The organism is Streptomyces sp. NPDC048297, from assembly GCF_043201585.1.
GTDB lineage: Bacteria > Actinomycetota > Actinomycetes > Streptomycetales > Streptomycetaceae > Streptomyces.
The window spans coordinates 230833-252630 of record NZ_JBICZA010000005.1 but is presented as its reverse complement, the minus strand read 5'-3'; the positions used below and the strand labels follow the sequence as shown (position 1 = coordinate 252630).

33 protein-coding genes are annotated in these 21798 nt (G+C 66.6%); 1 reads left to right on the top strand and 32 read right to left on the bottom strand.

The window, feature by feature from the left end:
• Position 1: 1 nt before the first annotated feature.
• The 32 genes from infA to ACGFYV_RS07865 all read right to left on the bottom strand — a co-directional run bounded on the left by infA (position 2) and on the right by ACGFYV_RS07865 (position 20324).
• Positions 2–223, bottom strand: a complete 222-nt coding sequence (infA, locus tag ACGFYV_RS08020; protein WP_003948620.1) for a translation initiation factor IF-1 — start codon at positions 221–223, stop codon at positions 2–4.
• A 140-nt stretch (positions 224–363) separates the two neighbouring features.
• A complete protein-coding gene (gene map / locus ACGFYV_RS08015; protein WP_393877495.1) occupies positions 364–1200 on the bottom strand; it encodes a type I methionyl aminopeptidase in 837 nt (278 codons plus the stop codon).
• A gap of 102 nt (positions 1201–1302) precedes the next feature.
• Positions 1303–1968 carry an adenylate kinase gene (locus ACGFYV_RS08010; RefSeq protein WP_393877494.1) on the bottom strand — a complete coding sequence of 222 codons (666 nt, stop codon included), beginning with the start codon at positions 1966–1968 and terminating at the stop codon, positions 1303–1305.
• Complete coding sequence (gene secY / locus ACGFYV_RS08005; RefSeq protein WP_393877493.1) at positions 1968–3281, bottom strand: preprotein translocase subunit SecY; 1314 nt, start codon at positions 3279–3281, stop codon at positions 1968–1970. Before secY ends, ACGFYV_RS08010 begins: the two co-directional genes overlap by 1 nt.
• Before the next feature lie 188 nt (positions 3282–3469).
• Positions 3470–3925 carry a 50S ribosomal protein L15 gene (gene rplO, locus ACGFYV_RS08000; protein WP_393877492.1) on the bottom strand — a complete coding sequence of 152 codons (456 nt, stop codon included), beginning with the start codon at positions 3923–3925 and terminating at the stop codon, positions 3470–3472.
• Between the two features lie 2 nt (positions 3926–3927).
• Positions 3928–4110, bottom strand: a complete 183-nt coding sequence (rpmD, locus tag ACGFYV_RS07995; protein ID WP_003974250.1) for a 50S ribosomal protein L30 — start codon at positions 4108–4110, stop codon at positions 3928–3930.
• Positions 4110–4715: a 30S ribosomal protein S5 gene (gene rpsE / locus ACGFYV_RS07990; RefSeq protein ID WP_007494753.1), complete on the bottom strand. Its 606-nt coding sequence runs from the start codon at positions 4713–4715 to the stop codon at positions 4110–4112. The genes rpmD and rpsE overlap by 1 nt, the downstream gene beginning before the upstream one ends.
• Before the next feature lie 39 nt (positions 4716–4754).
• A complete protein-coding gene (rplR, locus tag ACGFYV_RS07985; RefSeq protein WP_073901437.1) occupies positions 4755–5138 on the bottom strand; it encodes a 50S ribosomal protein L18 in 384 nt (127 codons plus the stop codon).
• A gap of 3 nt (positions 5139–5141) precedes the next feature.
• Entirely contained in the window at positions 5142–5681 is a 540-nt protein-coding gene (rplF, locus tag ACGFYV_RS07980; protein ID WP_393877491.1) for a 50S ribosomal protein L6, read from the bottom strand.
• Between the two features lie 24 nt (positions 5682–5705).
• Positions 5706–6104 carry a 30S ribosomal protein S8 gene (rpsH, locus tag ACGFYV_RS07975; protein ID WP_007384075.1) on the bottom strand — a complete coding sequence of 133 codons (399 nt, stop codon included), beginning with the start codon at positions 6102–6104 and terminating at the stop codon, positions 5706–5708.
• Positions 6105–6316: 212 nt separating this feature from the next.
• A complete protein-coding gene (locus ACGFYV_RS07970) occupies positions 6317–6502 on the bottom strand; it encodes a type Z 30S ribosomal protein S14 (RefSeq protein ID WP_003948630.1) in 186 nt (61 codons plus the stop codon).
• Between the two features lie 5 nt (positions 6503–6507).
• Complete coding sequence (rplE, locus tag ACGFYV_RS07965; protein WP_158923772.1) at positions 6508–7065, bottom strand: 50S ribosomal protein L5; 558 nt, start codon at positions 7063–7065, stop codon at positions 6508–6510.
• Positions 7065–7388: a 50S ribosomal protein L24 gene (gene rplX, locus ACGFYV_RS07960; protein ID WP_030930498.1), complete on the bottom strand. Its 324-nt coding sequence runs from the start codon at positions 7386–7388 to the stop codon at positions 7065–7067. Before rplX ends, rplE begins: the two co-directional genes overlap by 1 nt.
• A 2-nt stretch (positions 7389–7390) precedes the next feature.
• Positions 7391–7759, bottom strand: a complete 369-nt coding sequence (rplN, locus tag ACGFYV_RS07955; protein ID WP_003998823.1) for a 50S ribosomal protein L14 — start codon at positions 7757–7759, stop codon at positions 7391–7393.
• 134 nt (positions 7760–7893) lie between these two features.
• Positions 7894–8178, bottom strand: coding sequence for a 30S ribosomal protein S17 (rpsQ, locus tag ACGFYV_RS07950; RefSeq protein WP_018543912.1), 285 nt, complete (start codon positions 8176–8178; stop codon positions 7894–7896).
• Positions 8178–8402, bottom strand: coding sequence for a 50S ribosomal protein L29 (rpmC, locus tag ACGFYV_RS07945; protein ID WP_007494763.1), 225 nt, complete (start codon positions 8400–8402; stop codon positions 8178–8180). Before rpmC ends, rpsQ begins: the two co-directional genes overlap by 1 nt.
• Complete coding sequence (rplP, locus tag ACGFYV_RS07940) at positions 8402–8821, bottom strand: 50S ribosomal protein L16 (RefSeq protein ID WP_004927269.1); 420 nt, start codon at positions 8819–8821, stop codon at positions 8402–8404. Before rplP ends, rpmC begins: the two co-directional genes overlap by 1 nt.
• 5 nt (positions 8822–8826) lie before the next feature.
• Positions 8827–9648, bottom strand: coding sequence for a 30S ribosomal protein S3 (rpsC, locus tag ACGFYV_RS07935; protein ID WP_066995710.1), 822 nt, complete (start codon positions 9646–9648; stop codon positions 8827–8829).
• Positions 9648–9995, bottom strand: a complete 348-nt coding sequence (rplV, locus tag ACGFYV_RS07930; protein ID WP_003974262.1) for a 50S ribosomal protein L22 — start codon at positions 9993–9995, stop codon at positions 9648–9650. Before rplV ends, rpsC begins: the two co-directional genes overlap by 1 nt.
• Before the next feature lie 44 nt (positions 9996–10039).
• On the bottom strand, positions 10040–10321 hold the full coding sequence (gene rpsS, locus ACGFYV_RS07925; RefSeq protein WP_030220994.1) for a 30S ribosomal protein S19: 282 nt from the start codon (positions 10319–10321) through the stop codon (positions 10040–10042).
• Between the two features lie 12 nt (positions 10322–10333).
• Positions 10334–11170 carry a 50S ribosomal protein L2 gene (rplB, locus tag ACGFYV_RS07920; protein ID WP_031167077.1) on the bottom strand — a complete coding sequence of 279 codons (837 nt, stop codon included), beginning with the start codon at positions 11168–11170 and terminating at the stop codon, positions 10334–10336.
• A gap of 38 nt (positions 11171–11208) precedes the next feature.
• Positions 11209–11628 (bottom strand): 50S ribosomal protein L23, encoded by a 420-nt coding sequence (gene rplW, locus ACGFYV_RS07915; protein WP_393877490.1) that lies wholly within the window; start codon positions 11626–11628, stop codon positions 11209–11211.
• Positions 11628–12284 (bottom strand): 50S ribosomal protein L4, encoded by a 657-nt coding sequence (gene rplD, locus ACGFYV_RS07910; RefSeq protein ID WP_393877489.1) that lies wholly within the window; start codon positions 12282–12284, stop codon positions 11628–11630. Before rplD ends, rplW begins: the two co-directional genes overlap by 1 nt.
• Before the next feature lie 8 nt (positions 12285–12292).
• On the bottom strand, positions 12293–12937 hold the full coding sequence (gene rplC / locus ACGFYV_RS07905) for a 50S ribosomal protein L3 (protein ID WP_018543906.1): 645 nt from the start codon (positions 12935–12937) through the stop codon (positions 12293–12295).
• 17 nt (positions 12938–12954) lie between these two features.
• On the bottom strand, positions 12955–13263 hold the full coding sequence (rpsJ, locus tag ACGFYV_RS07900) for a 30S ribosomal protein S10 (RefSeq protein ID WP_003948644.1): 309 nt from the start codon (positions 13261–13263) through the stop codon (positions 12955–12957).
• Positions 13264–13747: 484 nt separating this feature from the next.
• On the bottom strand, positions 13748–14101 hold the full coding sequence (locus ACGFYV_RS07895; RefSeq protein WP_393877488.1) for a hypothetical protein: 354 nt from the start codon (positions 14099–14101) through the stop codon (positions 13748–13750).
• 71 nt (positions 14102–14172) lie between these two features.
• A complete protein-coding gene (locus tag ACGFYV_RS07890) occupies positions 14173–14508 on the bottom strand; it encodes a hypothetical protein (RefSeq protein WP_393877487.1) in 336 nt (111 codons plus the stop codon).
• Between the two features lie 164 nt (positions 14509–14672).
• Complete coding sequence (tuf, locus tag ACGFYV_RS07885) at positions 14673–15866, bottom strand: elongation factor Tu (protein WP_393877486.1); 1194 nt, start codon at positions 15864–15866, stop codon at positions 14673–14675.
• A gap of 156 nt (positions 15867–16022) precedes the next feature.
• Positions 16023–18149, bottom strand: coding sequence for an elongation factor G (fusA, locus tag ACGFYV_RS07880; protein WP_393877485.1), 2127 nt, complete (start codon positions 18147–18149; stop codon positions 16023–16025).
• A gap of 39 nt (positions 18150–18188) precedes the next feature.
• On the bottom strand, positions 18189–18659 hold the full coding sequence (gene rpsG / locus ACGFYV_RS07875) for a 30S ribosomal protein S7 (protein WP_005481264.1): 471 nt from the start codon (positions 18657–18659) through the stop codon (positions 18189–18191).
• Between the two features lie 2 nt (positions 18660–18661).
• Positions 18662–19033 carry a 30S ribosomal protein S12 gene (rpsL, locus tag ACGFYV_RS07870; protein ID WP_003948652.1) on the bottom strand — a complete coding sequence of 124 codons (372 nt, stop codon included), beginning with the start codon at positions 19031–19033 and terminating at the stop codon, positions 18662–18664.
• Positions 19034–19355: 322 nt separating this feature from the next.
• Positions 19356–20324: a glycosyltransferase family 2 protein gene (locus ACGFYV_RS07865; RefSeq protein WP_393877552.1), complete on the bottom strand. Its 969-nt coding sequence runs from the start codon at positions 20322–20324 to the stop codon at positions 19356–19358.
• 193 nt (positions 20325–20517) lie between these two features.
• Between ACGFYV_RS07865 and ACGFYV_RS07860 the strand changes: the two genes are divergently transcribed.
• Positions 20518–21795, top strand: a complete 1278-nt coding sequence (locus ACGFYV_RS07860; protein ID WP_393877484.1) for a glycosyltransferase family 39 protein — start codon at positions 20518–20520, stop codon at positions 21793–21795.
• Positions 21796–21798: the final 3 nt, after the last annotated feature.

Here is a 21798-nt window from a genome sequence, read left to right as displayed (position 1 = left end):
TCTACTTGTACCGGTAGACGATCCGGCCACGCGTCAGGTCGTACGGAGACAGCTCCACCACGACCCGGTCGTCAGGGAGGATGCGGATGTAGTGCATACGCATCTTGCCGCTGATGTGTGCCAGGACCTGGTGGCCGTTCTGGAGCTCGACCTTGAACATGGCGTTCGGCAGAGACTCGACGACAGTGCCCTCGATCTCGATGGCACCTTGCTTCTTGGCCACGCTTCGCCCTTCGAATCGACTACCTTGATCGACTCTCTCGCGAGCATGCGGACATGCGGGTGCACGAGAGCCGACGAGTCAGTCTACGTCAGCGCACCCGGAAACACGAATCGAGGAAGTCTGCCCCACGCCGGTGATCCCTATGCAAGCGGGTCGGGAGCCGTCGTGATGCCGTACTCCGCCAGCTTCGCCTTGCCGCCGTCCGGGGCGGTCAGGACGAGGGGGCCCTGTTCGGTGAGGGCGATGGAGTGCTCCCAGTGGGAGGACCAGGTGCCGTCCGTCGTGATGACGGTCCAGTCGTCCTGAAGGACCTCGGTGCGCGGGGTGCCGAGGGAGACCATCGGCTCGATGGCGAGGCAGAAACCGGGAACCAGCTTGGGGCCCTTGCCGCGGCGGCGGTCCACGTAGTTCAGCAGGTGCGGGTCCATGTGCATCTCGGTGCCGATGCCGTGGCCGCCGTAGTCCTCGATGATCCCGTACTTGCCGCCGCCGGGCTTCGGCTGGCGGCGGATGTACGTCTCGATCGCCTTGGAGATGTCGATCAGGCGGTTGCCCTGCTTCATGGCCGCGATGCCGGCCCACATCGACTCCTCGGTCACCCGGGACAGCTCGATCAGCTCCGGGGCGTGACCGGAACCGACGAAGGCCGTGAAGGCGGCGTCGCCGTGCCAGCCGTCGACGATCGCGCCGCAGTCGATGGAGATGATGTCGCCGTTCTCGAGCACGACGTCGTCGGAGGGGATGCCGTGGACGACGACGTCGTTCACGGAGGTGCAGATGGTCGCCGGGAAGCCGCCGTAGCCGAGGAAGTTCGACTTGGCGCCGTGCTCGGCCAGCACCTTGCGGGCGACCTCGTCCAGATCCCTGGTGCTGGCGCCCGGCACCGCGGCCTCGCGGGTGGCCGCGTGGATGGCGGCGACGACCAGCCCCGCCGCACGCATCTTGGCGATCTGCTCGGGGCTCTTGATCTGCACCATGGGGGGCCTGCGCTCTCCGTCACTCGTCACGTCGACTGGGTTACCTGAACAACACTACGGCCGCGGCGCCCCGGGGGGCACCGCGGCCGGAAGGACCGCGATCTACTTGTTCTCGGCCTTCTCGTGCTTGAGGGCCTCCAGGGCCCGCTGCGTGATCTCGTCGACCGGGCCAAGGGAGGAGATCGTGACGACCAGGCCCTGCGCCTTGTAGTAGTCGATGATCGGCTCGGTCTGCGTGTGGTAGACCTCCAGCCGCGTGCGGACGGTCTCCTCGCGGTCGTCGTCGCGCTGGTACAGCTCACCGCCGCAGACGTCGCAGACGCCTTCCCGCTTCGCCGGGCTGTACGTCACGTGGAACACGTGCGACGAGTCGTTGCGGCAGATGCGCCGGCCGGCGATCCGCTTGACCACCTCGTCCTCCGGGACCTCCAGGTCCAGGACCGCGTCCAGCGTGATGCCCTCGGTCGTGAGCAGCTCGTCGAGCGCCTCGGCCTGCGAGACGTTGCGCGGGAAGCCGTCGAGCAGGAAGCCGTTCTCGGCGTCCGGCTGCTCCATGCGGTCCTTGGCCATCGCGATGGTCACCTCGTCGGGCACGAGGTTGCCGGCGTCCATGTAGGACTTCGCGAGCTTGCCCAGCTCCGTCTGGTGGCTGATGTTGGCCCGGAACAGGTCTCCCGTGGAGATGTGCGGGATCTTCAGCTTTTCGGCGAGACGGACGGCTTGCGTTCCCTTACCGGCACCAGGCGGCCCGACGAGGACGATACGCATCAGCGGAGGAACCCTTCGTAATTGCGCTGCTGGAGCTGGCTCTCGATCTGCTTCACCGTCTCAAGACCGACACCCACGATGATCAGGATGCTGGTGCCACCGAACGGGAAGTTCTGGCTTGCCCCGAAGCCGACCAACGCCATTGTTGGTACGAGAGCGATAAGACCCAGATACAGCGAACCCGGCCAGGTGATCCGGTTGAGCACGTAGCTGAGGTACTCAGCGGTCGGTCGGCCAGCCCGGATGCCCGGGATGAAGCCACCATACTTCTTCATGTTGTCCGCGACTTCCTCGGGGTTGAACGAGATGGCCACGTAGAAGAACGCGAAGAACACGATGAGCAAGAAGTACAGAGTGATGTAAATCGGGTGGTCACCCTTGGTCAGGTTCGCCGTGATCCACTGCTTCCAGCCCGAATTGCCGCCCGAGAACTGCGCGACGAGCGCCGGAATGTACAGCAGCGACGAGGCGAAGATGACAGGAATCACACCCGCCTGGTTGACCTTGAGCGGAATGTACGTGGACGTCCCACCGTAGGAACGGCGGCCGATCATGCGCTTCGCGTACTGCACCGGAATGCGCCGCTGGGCCTGCTCGACGAAGACGACCAGCGCGACCATCACCAGGCCGACCAGGATGACGGTGCCGAACTCGATCCAGCCGCCGGCCAGCGAGCCCTGCTTCTTGATGGCCCACAGCGCGGACGGGAACGTGGCGGCGATCGAGATGAACATCAGGATCGACATGCCGTTGCCGATGCCGCGGTCGGTGATCAGCTCGCCGAGCCACATGACGACGGCCGTACCGGCGGTCATGCAGATCACCATCGTGATCGTGGTGAAGATGGCCTGGTCCGGGACGATGCTCTGGGCGACCGAGCAGCCGTTGAAGAGCGCGCCGCTGCGGGCGGTGGCCACCAGGCCGGTGCCCTGCAGGATGGCGAGCGCCACCGTCAGATAACGCGTGTACTGCGTGATCTTCGCCGTACCGGCCTGGCCCTCCTTCTTGAGGGCCTCCAGGCGCGGGATAACCACGGTCAGCAGCTGGAGAATGATGCTCGCCGTGATGTACGGCATGATCCCGAGCGCGAAGATCGTGATCTGGAGCAGCGCGCCGCCGCTGAACATGTTGACGAGACCGAAGAGCCCCTGATTGCCGGACGCCTCGCTCACGCAGGTCTGGACGGCCTTGTAGTTGACGCCGGGGATCGGGATGTGGGTACCGACCCGGTAGACCACGATGATGCCCAGCGTGAAGAGCAGCTTCTTGCGCAGGTCGGGCGTCCTGAACGCCCGGGCGAACGCGGTGAGCACGGTGCCTCCTGCGACCCCCGCGCAACTGCGTCAAGGGTGACGGTCTTGAGGTTCGACGGATACAGAAAAGGAACAGTGCAGGCCACCTTACCGGCGACACTGCCTCCCCCGGAACGACCAACCGGGGATACCCCATTGTGAGGTATCCCCGGTCGGGATCGTCTATGTCATCGAGTGACCTGAAATGCTCAGACCAGCTCGGTGACCGTACCGCCCGCAGCGGTGATCTTCTCCTTGGCGGAGCCGGAGACGGCGTCGACCGTCACCTGCAGCGCCACGGAGATCTCGCCCTGGCCGAGGACCTTGACGAGGCTGTTCTTGCGAACGGCACCCTTGGCCACCAGACCCTCGACCGTGACCTCGCCACCCTCGGGGTAGAGCGCGGCCAGCTTGTCGAGGTTCACGACCTGGAACTCGGTCTTGAACGGGTTCCGGAAGCCCTTCAGCTTCGGGAGGCGCATGTGGAGCGGCATCTGGCCACCCTCGAAGCGCTCCGGAACCTGGTAACGAGCCTTCGTACCCTTGGTACCACGACCGGCCGTCTTACCCTTCGACGCCTCACCACGACCGACACGGGTCTTGGCGGTCTTGGCGCCCGGGGCGGGACGGAGGTTGTGGATCTTGAGCGGGTTCTGCTCCGCCATGATCAGTCGACCTCCTCGACCGTCACGAGGTGGCGGACGGTGTGCACCATGCCGCGGAACTCGGGGCGGTCCTCCTTGACGACCTGCGTGTTGATGCCCTTGAGACCAAGGGAACGCAGGGTGTCACGGTGGTTCTGCTTGCTGCCGATGTAGGACTTGACCTGCGTGATCTTGAGCTGTGCCATCACGCACCCGCCCCGGCACGCGCACGCAGCAGGGCGGCGGGAGCGACGTCCTCGAGAGGCAGACCACGGCGGGCCGCGACCTCCTCCGGACGCTGCAGACCCTTGAGGGCCGCCACCGTGGCGTGCACGATGTTGATCGCGTTGTCGGAGCCGAGCGACTTCGACAGGATGTCGTGGATACCGGCGCACTCGAGCACGGCACGCACCGGACCACCGGCGATAACACCGGTACCCGGGGACGCGGGCTTGAGCAGCACGACGCCGGCAGCCTTCTCACCCTGGATCGGGTGCGGGATGGTGCCCTGGATACGGGGGACCTTGAAGAAGTGCTTCTTGGCCTCCTCCACACCCTTGGCGATGGCGGCCGGCACCTCCTTGGCCTTGCCGTAACCGACACCCACGGTGCCGTCACCGTCGCCCACCACGACCAGCGCGGTGAAGCTGAAGCGACGACCACCCTTCACAACCTTGGCGACACGGTTGATCGCGACGACGCGCTCAACGTACGCGGTCTTCTCGGCGGCAGCAGCGCCGCCGTCACGGCCCTTCCGGTCCCGCCGCTCGCCGCCACCGGCACCGCCACCGCGGCGCTGGGGTCCAGCCATTGGAATTACCTCTCTCTGTTTCCGCTAGCTACGGCAGGCTCAGAACTTGAGCCCGGCTTCGCGGGCGGCGTCCGCCAGGGCGGCGATGCGCCCGGCGTACTGGTTGCCACCACGGTCGAACACGACAGCCTCGACACCGGCGGCCTTGGCGCGCTCGGCGACCAGGGCGCCGACCTGCTTGGCCTGCGAGGACTTGTCGCCCTCGCCACCGCGGACGGACGCGTCCAGAGTGGACGCGGACGCCAGGGTGTGGCCCTTGAGGTCGTCGATCACCTGCGCCACGATGTGGCGGTTGGAGCGGGTCACGACCAGACGGGGACGCTCCGCCGTACCGGAAAGGTTCTTGCGGATCCGGATGTGACGGCGCTTGATCGCGGCGCGCTTGTAGGCGTCGCCCTTGAGGATCTTCTGCCCGTATGCCATGGCTTACTTACCCGCCTTTCCGACCTTGCGGCGGATGACTTCGCCCTCGTACTTGACGCCCTTGGCCTTGTACGGGTCGGGCTTGCGCAGCTTGCGGATGTTGGCCGCAACCTCGCCGACCTTCTGCTTGTCGATGCCCTCGACCTGGAAGCGGGTCGGGCTCTCCACCTTGAAGGTGATGCCCTCGGGCGCCTCGACGGTGATCGGGTGGCTGTAGCCGAGCGCGAACTCGAGGTTCGAGCCCTTGGCCGTCACGCGGTAACCGACACCGCTGATCTCGAGCTTCTTCACGTAACCCTGGGTCACGCCGGTGATCATGTTCGCCACCAGCGTGCGGGACAGGCCGTGCAGGGCCTTGTTCTGACGCTCGTCGTTGGGGCGGGTGACGCTGAGAACGCCGTCCTCACCCTTGGCGATGTCGATCGGCGCCACGACGGTGTGGATCAGCGAGCCCTTGGGGCCCTTGACCGAGACCGTACGGCCGTCGATGGTGACGTCCACGCCGGCGGGAACCGTGATGGGGAGCTTGCCAATACGCGACATAGCTGTTTCCTCCGTTCCCTTCCGTTACCAGACGTAGGCGAGGACTTCCCCACCCACGCCCTTCTTGCCGGCCTGCTTGTCGGTGAGGAGCCCGTGCGACGTGGAGATGATCGCCACGCCGAGGCCGCCCAGCACCTTCGGCAGGTTGGTGGACTTCGCGTAAACCCGGAGACCGGGCTTGGAGATCCGCTTGATGCCCGCGATGGAGCGCTCACGGTTCGGGCCGAACTTCAGCTCGAGAACGAGGTTCTTACCGACCTCGGCGTCCTCGACCTTCCAGCCCGTGATGAAGCCCTCCTGCTGGAGGATCTCCGCGATGTGAGACTTGATCTTCGATGCCGGCATCGTCACGGAGTCGTGGTATGCCGAGTTCGCGTTCCGCAGACGCGTAAGCATGTCTGCGATCGGATCAGTCATGGTCATGAATTGGCCTTCGGCCTCTCTCGCCGGGGTTTCCTGGTGCGCCATCCCTCTCCCCGATCCGAGACGGGACGGGTGCGGCGCGGTGGACCTACGGCGTAGTAAGTCGTACGGGCGCGGCAGACGCCCAACCCCACAAGCCTACGGCATGTGGAGAAGGGCCCCTGCCGACCCAGTTGCTTACCGAGAGCTTCAGGAATCCCCTAAATGGGGGATTACCAGGAGCTCTTGGTCACGCCCGGCAGCTCGCCACGGTGAGCCATCTCACGAAGGCACACGCGGCACAGGCCGAACTTGCGGTACACGGAGTGGGGACGGCCGCAGCGCTGGCAGCGCGTGTAGCCACGCACACCGAACTTGGGCTTGCGAGCAGCCTTAGCGATCAGAGCCTTCTTCGCCATCTCGCTCACGCCTCCTTGAACGGGAAGCCGAGGTGACGAAGGAGCGCGCGGCCCTCAGCGTCGTTGGTCGCCGTGGTGACCACGGTGATGTCCATACCCCGGACGCGGTCGATCTTGTCCTGGTCGATCTCGTGGAACATGACCTGCTCCGTGAGACCGAAGGTGTAGTTGCCACGGCCGTCGAACTGCTTGGGGGACAGGCCGCGGAAGTCGCGGATGCGCGGGAGCGCGAGCGACAGGGTGCGGTCCAGGAACTCCCACATGCGGTCGCCACGGAGCGTGACGTGGGCACCGATCGGCTGGCCCTCACGCAGCTTGAACTGCGCGATGGACTTACGGGCCTTGGTGACCTGCGGCTTCTGGCCGGTGATCGTGGTGAGGTCGCGGATGGCGCCCTCGATCAGCTTGGAGTCGCGGGCGGCGTCGCCCACACCCATGTTGACCACGATCTTGACGAGGCCGGGGATCTGCATGACGTTCTCGTACTTGAACTCGTCACGCAGCTTGCCCGCGATCTCCTCGCGGTACTTCGTCTTCAGACGCGGAGTGGTGGTGGTAGCCATCAGATGTCCTCACCCGTCCGCTTGGCAACGCGGATCTTGTTGCCTTCGTCGTCGAAGCGGTAACCGACGCGCGTGACGACCTTGTTGCCGTCCTTCTCCACGACCAGCTGAACGTTGGACACGTGGATCGGGGCCTCGGTGGTCACGATGCCGCCGGCCTGGGAACCGCTGGCGGTCGGGCCGGCCTTGGTGTGCTTCTTGACCCGGTTGACACCCTCGACCAGGACGCGCTCCTCGCGCGGGTAAGCGGCAATGACCTTGCCCTGCTTGCCCTTGTCCTTACCGGTGATGACCTGGACCAGGTCGCCCTTCTTGATCTTCATGCTTACAGCACCTCCGGCGCGAGCGAGATGATCTTCATGAACTTCTTCTCGCGCAGCTCACGGCCGACCGGGCCGAAGATGCGGGTGCCGCGAGGGTCGCCGTCGTTCTTCAGAATGACAGCGGCGTTCTCGTCGAAGCGGATGTACGAGCCGTCCGGACGGCGGCGCTCCTTGACGGTGCGAACGATGACCGCCTTGACGACGTCACCCTTCTTCACGTTGCCACCGGGGATCGCGTCCTTGACGGTGGCGACGATGACGTCACCGATGCCCGCGTAGCGGCGACCGGAGCCACCGAGCACACGGATGCAAAGGATTTCCTTCGCACCAGTGTTGTCGGCGACGCGCAGTCGCGACTCCTGCTGGATCACGTCTATCTCCTGTTTGTCTGCCGGTTCCCGGCAGGGGCTTCAGTGGTGGAAGCCCCTGCCGAGCCTGGCGGAACTGTCCTGCGAGGAATGCCCCGCAGGAACGTACTTTTTTGGAATTCCCTTGCGGGAACTACCTACTTGGCCTTCTCGAGGATCTCGACGACGCGCCAGCGCTTCGTCGCGGACAGCGGCCGGGTCTCCATGAGGAGGACGCGGTCGCCGACGCCCGCAGCGTTCTGCTCGTCGTGCGCCTTGAGCTTGTTCGTACGGCGGATGACCTTGCCGTACAGCGCGTGCTTGACGCGGTCCTCGACGGCGACGACGACGGTCTTGTCCATCTTGTCGCTGACGACGAGACCCTCACGGGTCTTGCGGAAGCCGCGGGCTTCTGCGTTCTCAGTCACGTTCTTCTCGCTCATCAGGCGTTCTCCACCGTTTCGATGCCCAGCTCACGCTCGCGCATCAGGGTGTAGATCCGCGCGATGTCCTTGCGGACCGCCTTGAGACGGCCGTGGTTCTCGAGCTGACCCGTCGCCGCCTGGAAGCGGAGGTTGAACAGCTCTTCCTTGGCCTCGCGGAGCTTCGCGAGAAGCTCCTCGTTGCCCAGCTCGCGCAGCTCGGACGCCTTGGTACCGGCCGACATCACGCTTCACCTGCCTCGCGCTTGACGATCCGGCACTTCATCGGCAGCTTGTGGGCCGCACGAGTCAGAGCTTCACGCGCAATCTTCTCGTTCGGGTAGGACAGCTCGAACATCACCCGCCCCGGGTGAACGTTCGCGATCCACCACTCCGGCGAACCCTTACCGGAACCCATGCGGGTCTCGGCGGGCTTCTTGGTCAGCGGGCGGTCAGGGTAGATGTTGATCCAGACCTTGCCGCCACGCTTGATGTGGCGGGTCATCGCGATACGAGCCGCCTCGATCTGGCGGTTCGTCACGTACGCCGGCGTGAGGGCCTGAATGCCGTACTCGCCGAACGCGACAGTCGTACCGCCCTTGGCCTGACCACGGCGCTTCGGGTGGTGCTGCTTGCGGTGCTTGACCCTACGGGGGATCAGCATGTCGGTCAGGCCTCCGTTCCGGTGCTCTCAGCCGGAGCGGACGCGGGAGCCTCGGCCTTGGGGGCCTCGGCGCCGGCAGCCTGCTGCGGCTTGCGACCGCGCCGCTCGCCACCACGGCCACCACGGGCCGGGCGGTCGGCACCACCGCGGGCCGGGCGGTTACCCGCACGGGCCGCAGCGTTCTCGGCGCGGACCTCGGCGATGTTCTTCACGTCGCCCTTGTAGATCCAGACCTTCACGCCGATGCGGCCGAAGGTCGTCTTGGCCTCGAAGAAGCCGTAGTCCACGTTCGCGCGGAGCGTGTGCAGGGGCACGCGGCCCTCGCGGTAGAACTCCGAGCGGGACATCTCGGCGCCACCGAGGCGGCCACCGCACTGGATCTTGATGCCCTTGGCACCGGCCTTCATCGCCGACTGCATGCTCTTACGCATGGCGCGGCGGAAGGAGACGCGGGAGGAGAGCTGCTCGGCAACGGCCTGGGCAACCAGCTGAGCGTCGGTCTCGGGGTTCTTGACCTCGAGGATGTTCAGCTGGACCTGCTTGCCCGTGAGCTTCTCGAGGTCGCCGCGGATGCGGTCGGCCTCGGCGCCACGGCGGCCGATGACGATGCCCGGACGCGCGGTGTGGATGTCCACACGGACACGGTCACGGGTGCGCTCGATCTCCACCTTCGAGATGCCGGCGCGCTCCATGCCGGACGTCATCATCCGACGGATGGCGACGTCTTCCTTGACGTAGTCCTTGTACAGCTTGTCGGCGTACCAACGCGACTTGAAGTCGGTCGTGATACCGAGCCGGAACCCATGCGGGTTTACCTTCTGGCCCATTACCGGGTTCCTTCCTTGCTGCTGACGACCACGGTGATGTGGCTGGTCCGCTTGCGGATCCGGTAGGCACGGCCCTGGGCACGCGGGCGGAACCGCTTCAGGGTCGGGCCCTCGTCGACGTAGGCCTCGGAGATGAAGAGGCTGTCGGCGTCGGTGTGGTCGTAGTTGTGCGCGGCGTTGGCGATGGCGCTGTCGAGCACCTTGCCGACGGGCACTGAGGCGGCCTGCGGAGCGAATCGCAGGACCGCCTGAGCCTCCGTGGCGTCCATGCCACGGATAAGGTCCACCACGCGGCGGGCCTTCATGGGCGTAACGCGGATGTACCGCGCCTGGGCCCTGGCTTCCATGGTTGTCCCTCTCAGTTACTTACGTGTCTGAATGCGATCCGCGATTAGCGGCGCTTCGACTTCCGGTCGTCCTTGACGTGACCCCGGAAGGTGCGCGTCGGCGAGAACTCGCCGAGCTTGTGGCCGACCATCGACTCGGTGACGAACACCGGGATGTGGATCTTGCCGTTGTGCACCGCGATCGTGTGGCCGAGCATGGCCGGGACGATCATCGAGCGACGGGACCAGGTCTTGATGACGTTCTTGGTACCGGCTTCGTTCTGGACATCCACCTTCTTGATCAGGTGGTCGTCGACGAAGGGTCCCTTCTTCAAGCTACGAGGCATCTCAACCCGTCCTTAGCGCTTCTTGTTCGTCTTGCGGCGGCGGACGATGTACTTGTTCGACGCCTTCTTGGGCGAACGAGTACGGCCTTCCTTCTTGCCCCACGGGGACACAGGGTGGCGACCACCGGAGGTCCGGCCCTCACCACCACCGTGCGGGTGGTCGACCGGGTTCATGACGACACCACGGACGGTCGGGCGAACGCCCAGCCACCGCTTACGGCCGGCCTTACCCCAGTTGATGTTGCTCTGCTCGGCGTTGCCGACCTCGCCGATGGTGGCGCGGCAGCGGACGTCGACCAGGCGGATCTCGCCGGACGGCATGCGCAGGTGGGCCATCGAGCCCTCCTTCGCGAGCAGCTGCACGGAGGCACCGGCGGAGCGGGCGAACTTGGCACCGCCACCGGGACGGAGCTCGATCGCGTGGATCGTGGTACCGACCGGGATGTTGCGGAGGGCCAGGTTGTTGCCCGGCTTGATGTCGGCCCCGGGACCGTTCTCGACGCGGTCACCCTGCTGCAGGTTGCGCGGGGCGAGGATGTAGCGCTTCTCGCCGTCGGCGTAGTGCAGCAGCGCGATGCGCGCGGTGCGGTTGGGGTCGTACTCGATGTGCGCGACCTTCGCCGGCACGCCGTCCTTGTCGTGACGACGGAAGTCGATCACGCGGTAGGCGCGCTTGTGTCCGCCACCCTGGTGGCGAACGGTCACACGACCGGCGTTGTTACGGCCGCCCTTGCTGTGCAGCGGGCGGACCAGCGACTTCTCCGGCGTGGACCGCGTGACCTCGACGAAGTCGGCGACGCTGGCGCCACGACGGCCCGGCGTAGTCGGCTTGTACTTGCGGATTCCCATTTCTCAGTCCTCGTCCGATATCGGACGATCCGACCCGCTTACGCGGTCGGACCGCCGAAGATGTCGATACGGTCGCCCTCGGCGAGGGTCACGATCGCGCGCTTGGAGCCCGCGCGCTGACCGAAACCGGTCTTGGTGCGCTTGCGCTTGCCCTGGCGGTTGAGGGTGTTGACCCCGGTGACCTTGACCGAGAAGACCGCCTGGACGGCCTGCTTGATCTGGGTCTTGTTGGCGTCCGGGGCGACGACGAACGTGTACTTGTTCTCGTCCAGGAGCGCGTAGCTCTTCTCCGAGACGACCGGCTTCAGCAGGACGTCACGGGGGTCCGTGTACGACTTGCTCAGCGGGGTCTCGACGGTGTTCTTGCCCTCGGTGGCGTGGCGACGCGCCTTGGCGACGCGCGCGGCCTTGGCGGCCTTGGCGGCCTTCGAGGCGATAGCGGGGTGACGGATAGCCATCAGACCTCGCTCCCTTCGGTGTCATTGGCCTTCGGGCCGGACACGAAGGACTCGAACGCGGACTGGGTGAAGACCACGTCGTCCGAGACGAGAACGTCGTACGTGTTCAGCTGGCCCGGCTCCAGGATGTGGACCTGGGGCAGGTTGCGGGCGGACAGCCACGCGGCCTCGTCGGCGCGCTCGACGACCAGGAGCAGGTTCTTGCGCTCCGAGATCTTGCCGAACAGGCTCTTCGCGGCCTTGGTGGACGGGTTCGCACCCTCGACCACGCCGGAGACGACGTGGATGCGGTTGTGACGCGCCCGGTCGGTGAGGGCGTGACGCAGAGCGGCAGCCTTCATCTTCTTGGGGGTGCGCTGCGAGTAGTCACGCGGCACGGGACCGTGCACGACGCCACCACCGGCGAACTGCGGCGCGCGGGTCGAACCCTGACGGGCGCGACCGGTGCCCTTCTGGCGGTACGGCTTGCGGCCACCACCACGGACCTCGCCACGGGACTTGGTCTTGTGCGTGCCCTGGCGGGCAGCGGCCAGCTGCGCGACGACGACCTGGTGGATCAGCGGGATGCTGATCTTCTCGACGTCGAAGATCTCCGCGGGGAGCTCGACGGAACCGGCCTTCTCGCCCGCCGGCGAAAGGATGTCAACAGTGCTCATCGGTTACCTCAGGCCCCCTTGGCCGCGGTGCGGACCAGGACGAGGCCGCCGTTCGGACCAGGAACCGCGCCCTTGATGAGCAGCAGACCCTTCTCCGCGTCAACGGCGTGGACGGTCAGGTTCTGGGTGGTGACCCGCTCGTTGCCCATGCGACCCGCCATGCGCATGCCCTTGAAGACACGGCCGGGGGTGGCACAGCCACCGATGGAACCGGGCATGCGGTGCACACGGTGGGCACCGTGGGACGCCTTGCCACCCTTGAAGTTGTGGCGCTTCATGACACCGGCGAAGCCCTTGCCCTTGCTCTTCGCGGTGACGTCGACCTTGACGCCCGACTCGAAGACCTCGGCAGTGATCTCCTGGCCCAGCGTGTACTCGCTGGCGTCGGAGGTACGGAGCTCCACCAGGTGGCGGCGCGGGGTCACGTCGGCCTTGGCGAAGTGGCCCTTGAGGGGCTTGTTCACCTTGCGCGGGTCGATCTCGCCGAAGGCGATCTGGACCGACTCGTAGCCGTCGACGTCGTTGGTACGAACCTGGGTCACGACGTTGGGGCCGGCCTTGACGACGGTGACCGGAACAACACGGTTGTTCTCGTCCCACACCTGCGTCATGCCGAGCTTCTCGCCCAGGATGCCCTTGATCTGCTTAGCCATCTCTCAGATCACCGGCCTCAGAGCTTGATCTCGATGTCGACACCGGCCGGGAGGTCGAGTCGCATCAGAGAGTCAACGGTCTTGGGGGTCGGGTCGAGGATGTCGATCAGGCGCTTGTGCGTGCGCATCTCGAAGTGCTCGCGCGAGTCCTTGTACTTGTGCGGCGACTTGATGACGCAGTACACGTTCTTCTCAGTGGGCAGCGGCACCGGGCCCGCGACCGACGCACCAGTGCGGGTCACCGTCTCGACGATCTTCTTCGCCGAGGAGTCGATGACCTCGTGGTCGTAGGCCTTGAGCCGGATGCGGATCTTCTGTCCCGCCATGGCTACTCAGTAGTCCTGTTCTCTGTCACGCTCTGGAACCCGGTGATTCCCTTACCTCCGACCCACGCGGTCGGGCGTGTCGCGCTCCCGCTGACACAGATGTCCCTTGTTCGAACATCCCTGCGGGGAATGCACACGGCCCTTCCGGAACCGCAAGCCGGGGGCGGCTGCGTCAATCCACTGACGCGGTCCCACCGGGCGCCTGATCGGTGCCGCACCCACACTTCCCGGAAGATTCCCGTACGTCCGTCCCAGTGCTGCCGTGGTGGCAGTTAGGACGACGAGTACTGTGGGACTCGCTTCCGGTCCTCCCGGCGGGAGGCGTGCAGCATCAACACTCGACCGAGCAACTCGGACAGTCTGCCATATGGGGCGGGTGCTCCGCCAATCGAGCCGGAGAGAATACCCCGAAGGTGACGTAGGTCAAACCGGGGGCCGCACTTCGAACAACGCCGCCCGATTGGCCTTCCCGGGGCGGGCGCGCTCAGGGCCCCTCGGGAACGAGGTTGTTCGTGCTGAGGAGGTTGCCGCCCAGTGGCAGGCCGCGCACGGTGCGGGACTTCCCGACAGCGGGATCGCGGACCGACACGGTCAGCGTGAAGGCCGGTTGGCCCGTGATGGTGTTGTGGGGGTCGATGGGCGCGTCGAGGCCCTTCATGAGGGTGGCGGCGTCGTAGCCGGGGCACAGGGCGCGCAGGGGCAGAGAGACCTCTCCGCTGCCGCCACCGGTCACGTCGATGTGCGCGGCGTCGGTGCGGCCCGCCGGCCGGGGCGAGGACCAGGTGACCGGCAGCCCGTGCGCGCCGGCGACCAGCCCGTGCGGGCCCTCGATCTCCACCGCGACGCCCTCGCCGCCCAGGGTCCGGGACAGCGTCAGCGAAGCCTTGGGGCCCGGTGCGAAGAGCAGCCCTACGCCGAAGTGGCCGGGGGCGCGGAACAGTTGCTCGTAGCCGTAGGAGCCGAGCGTGAGCTGCGGGCCGGGCCTCGGTGGTCGGGGGAGTCATCGGGCTCGGGTGAGGAGGCCGTCGCGGGCAGCGGGAAGTAGTGGTAGCCCCTGGAGCCGCATTCGTCGCCGTCGGAGAAGCCGCCTCCCGGCAGCGCCACCACCCTGGCCGGGCCGGACTCGGCTCGGCCGAACTCTGCCCGGCCGGACGCGGTCGGGGTGAACCACGAGAAGATGTTCGGCCGGTAGGCCCCCAGCAGCGCCACTGCCGCCGCGGCCGGCCAGGGGGCCGTGGCGGTCATTCAGTCGCGCAGCACGTCGCTCACGGGCTCACTCTCGTCAGAAGGCCGGGGCCGTGGACAACGCGGAGAGGCCCGTACGACCGAAGTCGTACGGGCCTCTCCTCAGGCCGGAGACCTTCAGGTCAGGTGACCTTCAGGTCGGATGACCCTCAAGCAGGGGGAACCTACTTGACGATCTTGGTGACCTGGCCGGCGCCCACGGTGCGGCCACCCTCACGGATGGCGAACTTCAGGCCCTCTTCCATCGCGATGGGCTGGATGAGCGCGACCGACATCTCGGTGTTGTCACCCGGCATGACCATCTCGGTGCCCTCGGGGAGGGTCACAACGCCCGTCACGTCCGTCGTACGGAAGTAGAACTGCGGACGGTAGTTGTTGAAGAACGGCGTGTGGCGGCCACCCTCGTCCTTGGACAGGATGTAGGCCTGCGCCTCGAACTCGGTGTGCGGGGTGACCGAGCCCGGCTTGATGATGACCTGGCCGCGCTCGACGTCCTCGCGCTTGATGCCGCGGAGGAGGAGGCCGACGTTCTCGCCAGCCTGGCCCTCGTCGAGCAGCTTGCGGAACATCTCGATGCCGGTGACCGTGGTGGTGGTCTTCTCGGTCTTGATGCCGATGATGTCGACGGTCTCGTTGACCTTGAGGACACCACGCTCGATACGACCGGTGACGACGGTGCCACGACCGGTGATCGTGAAGACGTCCTCGATCGGCATCAGGAACGGCTTGTCGACCTCGCGCTCCGGCTGCGGGATGGCCTCGTCGACAGCCTTCATCAGGTTGAGGACGGAGTCCACCCACTCCTTCTCGCCCTCGAGGGCCTTGAGGGCGGAGACCTTGACGACCGGAACGTCGTCGCCCGGGAACTCGTACTCGGAGAGGAGCTCACGGACCTCGAGCTCGACGAGCTCCAGGATCTCCTCGTCGTCCACCATGTCGGCCTTGTTCAGGGCGACGACGATGTACGGAACGCCGACCTGGCGGGCCAGGAGCACATGCTCCTTGGTCTGCGGCATCGGGCCGTCGGTGGCGGCGACCACGAGGATCGCGCCGTCCATCTGCGCGGCACCGGTGATCATGTTCTTGATGTAGTCCGCGTGACCCGGGCAGTCGACGTGGGCGTAGTGACGCGCCTCGGTCTGGTACTCGACGTGCGCGATGGAGATGGTGATACCACGCTGACGCTCTTCGGGCGCCTTGTCGATGTTGTCGAACGGGGTGGCCTCGTTCAGGTCCGGGTACGCGTCGTGCAGCACCTTGGTAATGGCGGCCGTGAGGGTCGTCTTACCGTGGTCGATGTGACCGATGGTGCCGATGTTGACGTGCGGCTTAGTCCGCTCGAACTTCGCCTTCGCCACTGGGGTCCTCCTGTGGAGTGGTTCTGTACGCCTTACTTCATCGGCGCCAGGTGATCTTTGCTGTTAAGTCCCGGAACCCGGGGCAAGCATCCGCGTTTGCGGGTGTTTGCCCCTTGAGGCTCCGGAGTCAAGCCTAAAGCGTGGTAACGCGGAGCGTTACTCGCCCTTGGCCTTCGCGATGATCTCCTCGGCGACGTTCCGCGGAACCTCGGCGTAGGAGTCGAACTGCATGGAGTAGCTCGCACGGCCGGACGTCTTGCTGCGCAGGTCGCCGACGTAACCGAACATCTCCGAGAGGGGCACGAGACCCTTCACGACACGGGCACCGGCCCGCTCCTCCATGGCCTGGATCTGGCCACGGCGGGAGTTGATGTCGCCGATGACCTCACCCATGTAGTCCTCGGGCGTGGTGACCTCGACGGCCATCATCGGCTCGAGCAGCACGGGGCTGGCCTTGCGCGCGGCCTCCTTGAAGGCCTGCGAACCGGCAATCTTGAAGGCGAGCTCGGAGGAGTCGACCTCGTGGTAGCCACCGTCGATGAGGATGACGCGGACACCGGTCATCTCGTAGCCGGCGAGGATGCCGAACTGCATGGCTTCCTGGGCACCGGCGTCGACCGAAGGGATGTACTCCTTCGGGATGCGGCCACCGGTGACCTTGTTCACGAACTCGTACGAGGCGTCGCCGCCCTCGATCGGCTCGATCGCGATCTGCACCTTGGCGAACTGGCCGGTACCACCAGTCTGCTTCTTGTGCGTGTAGTCGACGCGCTCGACGGCCTTGCGGATCGTCTCGCGGTAGGCGACCTGCGGCTTGCCGACGTTGGCCTCGACCTTGAACTCACGGCGCATACGGTCGACCAGCACCTCAAGGTGCAGCTCGCCCATACCACCGATGATGGTCTGGCCCGTCTCCTCGTCCGAGTGGACCTGGAAGGACGGGTCCTCCTCGGCCAGGCGCTGGATCGCGACGCCCAGCTTCTCCTGGTCACCCTTCGACTTGGGCTCGATGGCGACCTGGATGACCGGCGCCGGGAAGTCCATGGACTCCAGGATGACCGGGTTCTTGTCGTCGGACAGCGTCTCACCGGTGGTGGTCTGCTTCAGGCCCATGACGGCGACGATGTCACCGGCGCCCACCGACTCGATCTCCTCACGCTTGTTCGCGTGCATGCGGTAGATCTTGCCGATGCGCTCCTTCTTGCCCTTGACGGAGTTCAGCACCGAAGAGCCGGACTCCAGGCGGCCCGAGTACACCCGGACGAAGGTGAGCTTGCCGAGGTGCGGGTCGCTCATGATCTTGAACGCCAGCGCGGAGAGGGGCTCCTCGTCCGACGGCTTGCGCTTGACGACCAGCTCGGCGTCCTTGACGTCGTGGCCCTCGATGGCCTCGACGTCGAGCGGCGTCGGCAGGTAGCGGACGACCGCGTCGAGCAGGGGCTGGACACCCTTGTTCTTGAACGCGGTGCCACAGAACACCGGGGTGACCGTGGTGTCGTTCGACTTGCCGGACGCGATGGTGACGCGACGGATCGCGGCGTACAGCTGCTCCTCGGTGGGCTCCTGGCCCTCGAGGAAGAGCTCCATGATCTCTTCGTCGTTCTCCGCGACGGCCTCGACCAGCTTGCCGCGCCACTCCTCGGCAGCCTCGACGTGCGTGTCGGGGATGTCGACGGTGTCGTACATCTCGCCCTTGGCGGCCTCGGCGGACCACACGAGCGCCTTCATGCGGACCAGGTCCACGACGCCCTTGAAGTCGGCCTCAGCACCGATGGGGAGCTGCATGACGAGCGGCTGGGCGCCCAGGCGGTCCGAGATCATGTCCACGCAGCGGTGGAACTCGGCGCCGGTACGGTCCAGCTTGTTGACGAAGCAGATGCGCGGTACGCCGTAGCGGTCGGCCTGACGCCACACCGTCTCGGACTGCGGCTCGACACCGGCGACACCGTCGAACACCGTCACGGCACCGTCGAGCACGCGCAGGGAGCGCTCCACCTCGACGGTGAAGTCGACGTGACCCGGGGTGTCGATGATGTTGATGGTGTAGTCACTGCCCTCAAGGGGCCAGTGGCAGGTGGTCGCAGCAGACGTGATCGTGATGCCACGCTCCTGCTCCTGCTCCATCCAGTCCATCGTGGCGGCGCCGTCGTGGACCTCACCGATCTTGTACGACACACCGGTGTAGAACAGGATCCGCTCGGTGGTGGTCGTCTTGCCCGCGTCGATGTGGGCCATGATCCCGATGTTGCGGACCTTGGCCAGGTCAAGTGAAGTGGTAGCCATAAGGCTTCAGTCTTCTCTCGGTCTCGATGTGGACTGCGACTACCAGCGGTAGTGCGCGAAGGCCTTGTTGGACTCGGCCATCTTGTGGGTGTCCTCGCGCTTCTTCACAGCGGCACCGAGGCCGTTGGAGGCGTCGAGGAGTTCGTTGAGCAGACGCTCGGTCATCGTCTTCTCGCGACGGGCGCGGGAGTAACCGACGAGCCAGCGCAGCGCCAGGGTGTTGGCACGACCGGGCTTGACCTCGATCGGAACCTGGTACGTGGCGCCACCGACACGGCGGGACTTGACCTCAAGGGTCGGCTTGATGTTCTCCAGCGCGCGCTTCAGCGTGATGACCGGGTCATTGCTGGTCTTCTCGCGCAGGCCCTCCATGGCGCCGTACACGATGCGCTCGGCGGTGGAGCGCTTGCCGTTCAGCAGCACCTTGTTGATGAGGGAGGTCACCAGAGGAGAACCGTAGACCGGGTCGATGATGACCGGGCGCTTCGGGGCGGGGCCCTTACGAGGCATTCTTACTTCTCCTTCTTGGCGCCGTAGCGGCTGCGGGCCTGCTTGCGGTTCTTGACACCCTGGGTGTCGAGGGAGCCGCGGATGATCTTGTAGCGAACACCCGGCAGGTCCTTCACACGGCCGCCGCGCACGAGCACGATGGAGTGCTCCTGCAGGTTGTGTCCCTCACCCGGAATGTAGGCCGTGACCTCGATGCCACTGGTCAGACGCACACGCGCGACCTTACGCAGGGCCGAGTTCGGCTTCTTCGGGGTGGTCGTGAACACACGCGTGCAGACGCCACGACGCTGAGGGGAACCCTCGAGTGCGGGCGTCTTGTTCTTCTCGACCTTGTCCTGCCGGCCCTTACGGACCAGCTGCTGGATCGTAGGCACTACTTCTCCGGTTTCTGTGTGCCGAATGTAAAGCTAACCTGGAACTTCGCCGACCCACGCGGTCGGGTGTGTCGTACCCGCTGACTCTCGCCGTGAGGCGAAAAGGGCGCAGATTACGGTGGCCGGTGACGACTCGCCATACGGTTTGAAGGCACGCACGCGAGCCAGGGCACACCCCAGGCACAAGGTCTGAGCGTACCTACCGCACAGACTCCGGTCAAAACAAAAGCTCGCCGCGCTGAGCGCGCAGGCCCCGTACGGGTTTGACCTGGGATTTCACCGGACGGGCCGTGCTATACCACAGAAGGCGGCGCAGCGCGACTCAGGGCCGCCGGGCAGGCTCCTCGGAGAGCTGCGCCGTGTCCTGGCCGCCGAAGGCCTTGTCGTGACCGCCCAAGGCCGTGTCGTCCCCCACGAAATAGGTCGGCCGGTTCTGTATCGCCGTGTAGATGCGGGCCACGTACTCCCCCAGCAGCCCCACACAGATCAGCTGCACCGCGCCGATGAACAGCACCCCGGTGAACAGGGAGGTCCAGCCCGGCACCGTGTGGTCGAAGAACTGCGCGCCGAGCACGTACGCCATGAGCCCGAGGCAGACCAGGAAGGCGAAGCCGCCGAGCCAGGTGGCCAGGCGCAGCGGGGCCGCCGAGAAGCCGGTGACGCTGTCGACGGCGAGCCGGATCATCCGGCCGAGCGGGTACTTGCTGCGGCCGGCCGTGCGCGGAGCGCGCTCGTAGCCGACCTGTCCGCTGGGGAAGCCGAGCCAGGGCACCAGCAGCCGGTAGACGCGCTGCTGCTCCGGCAGCGCCTTCAGCGCGTCGACCGCGCCCCGGCTCAGCAGCCGGAAGTCACCGGCCTGGTCGGGCACGGTGTGGCCGGCGAGACGGCGTACGACCTTGTAGTACAGCCCCGCGGTCCACCGCTTGAACCCGCTGTCGCTGGCCCGGTCGGCGCGCACCCCGTAGACGATGTCGAGTTCCCCGGCGCGGGCCAGGGCCAGCATCTCGGGGATCTTCTCGGGCGGGTCCTGGAGGTCGGCGTCGAGGCTGACCACGTAGGCGCCGACCGCGCGGTCCAGGCCCGCGGTGAGGGCGGCCTGGTGGCCGGAGTTGCGGCGCAGGCGGATCACCCGCAGTTCGGGCCAGCCGAGCCGGAAGGCCCCGAGCAGTTCGGCGGTGCCGTCGGTGCTGCCGTCGTCGACGGCGACCAGCTCGTAGGGCTCCCCGAGGCCGTCCAGGACCGGGCGCAGCCGGCTGACGAGCGCGGGCAGGGCCTCCACCTCGTTGTACATGGGTATGACGACCGACAGTCCGCTCGTCGGCCCCTCTCCTGCGGCCACCCCTGCTCCCCCCTCGTCCCCGCGCGTGCGAGGCTTCAGCCGCACAGATGTCACTCTTGTGCGATCTTGACACTGACATTCACGACCGTCGGACAGCGCGGGACGACCTCCGCCCCGGCAGGTCGGCCGAGGGGGGATCGCGGGCATGAGCACGGCTTCCAGGGACACCGAGGCGGACTCCGTCCTGCCGGACGGGCAGGCCGACGGTCCGCGCCCGAGCCGGCGGCCCGCACTGCCGGCGGGAGCACGGCCCTACGTGCCCGCGCTCGCCCTGTACTGCGTCACGAAGCTCGTGGGGCTCACCCTATTCGCCTGGCTGCTGGAGCACGCCGGTGACTACCGCACGAAGGACCCGCGGTTCGGCGGCGGCGCGCACTGGTGGGACGTCCTCGGGACCTGGGACGGCTGGTGGTATCTGCAGGTCGCCGGGCACGGGTACGACCCGAAGCCGCTGGAACCGCTGGCCCCGGGCGGCCTGTTCACCGTCGCGCAGAACTCCGTCGCCTTCTTCCCGCTGTACCCCGGGCTGATCAGGGGCGTCTCCGAGGTGACCGGGATCGGCCTGTTCGGCTCCGGGATCCTGGTGTCGGTCCTCGCCTCGCTCGTGGCAGCGGCCGGCATCTACGCGGTGGTCGCGGCCCTCGCCGGAGCGCGGGCGGGCGTCATCGCCGCCGGGCTGTGGGCGGTCGTGCCCGGGGCGGGCGTCGAATGGGCGGTCTACACGGAGTCCCTGTTCGTCGCCATCGCGGCCTGGGCCTGCTACAGCGTGATGCGGGGCCGCTGGGTGGCGGCGGGCCTCCTGTGCTTCCTGGCGGGCCTGAACAGGCCCACCTCGGCCGCCCTCATCGGCGCGGTGGGCCTGGCCGCCCTGGTCACGCTCCTACGGCCGGCGGGCCGCCGCGAGCACCGCGTCGCCGGGCCGCTCTACGCGATGATCGCGGCACCGCTCGGGCTCCTCACCTACATAGGCTGGGTCGGGCTGGGCATGGGCGACCCGACCGGCTACTTCACGCTCCAACGCGAGGGCTGGGCGCACTACTTCGACTGGGGCGCGTACACGGGCGACGTCCTCGCCAACGTGGCCGTCGGGCGTGGCGACTACCTCTTCGCCTACGCGACGCCCGATCTGCTCGGCGTCCAGATCGTGATCGCGCTGCCCTTCCTGATCGCGCTGATGCTGCGCCGCAAGCCGCCGCTGGTGCTGGTCGCGTACACCCTGGCCGGCATCGTGACCGTCCTCGGCACGCAGCAGATGTTCGGCAACACCTCCCGCTATCTGCTGCCCGCCTTCCCCCTGCTGCTCGCGCCGGCGGCCGCCCTGAGCCGGCTGAAGTGGCCGAGCCTCGCGGTGTTCTTCACGACGGCGGCGGTGGCGTCGGGGTGGTACGCGCACTACGTGATCTTCGAGCTGGGCATCCCCTAGTCC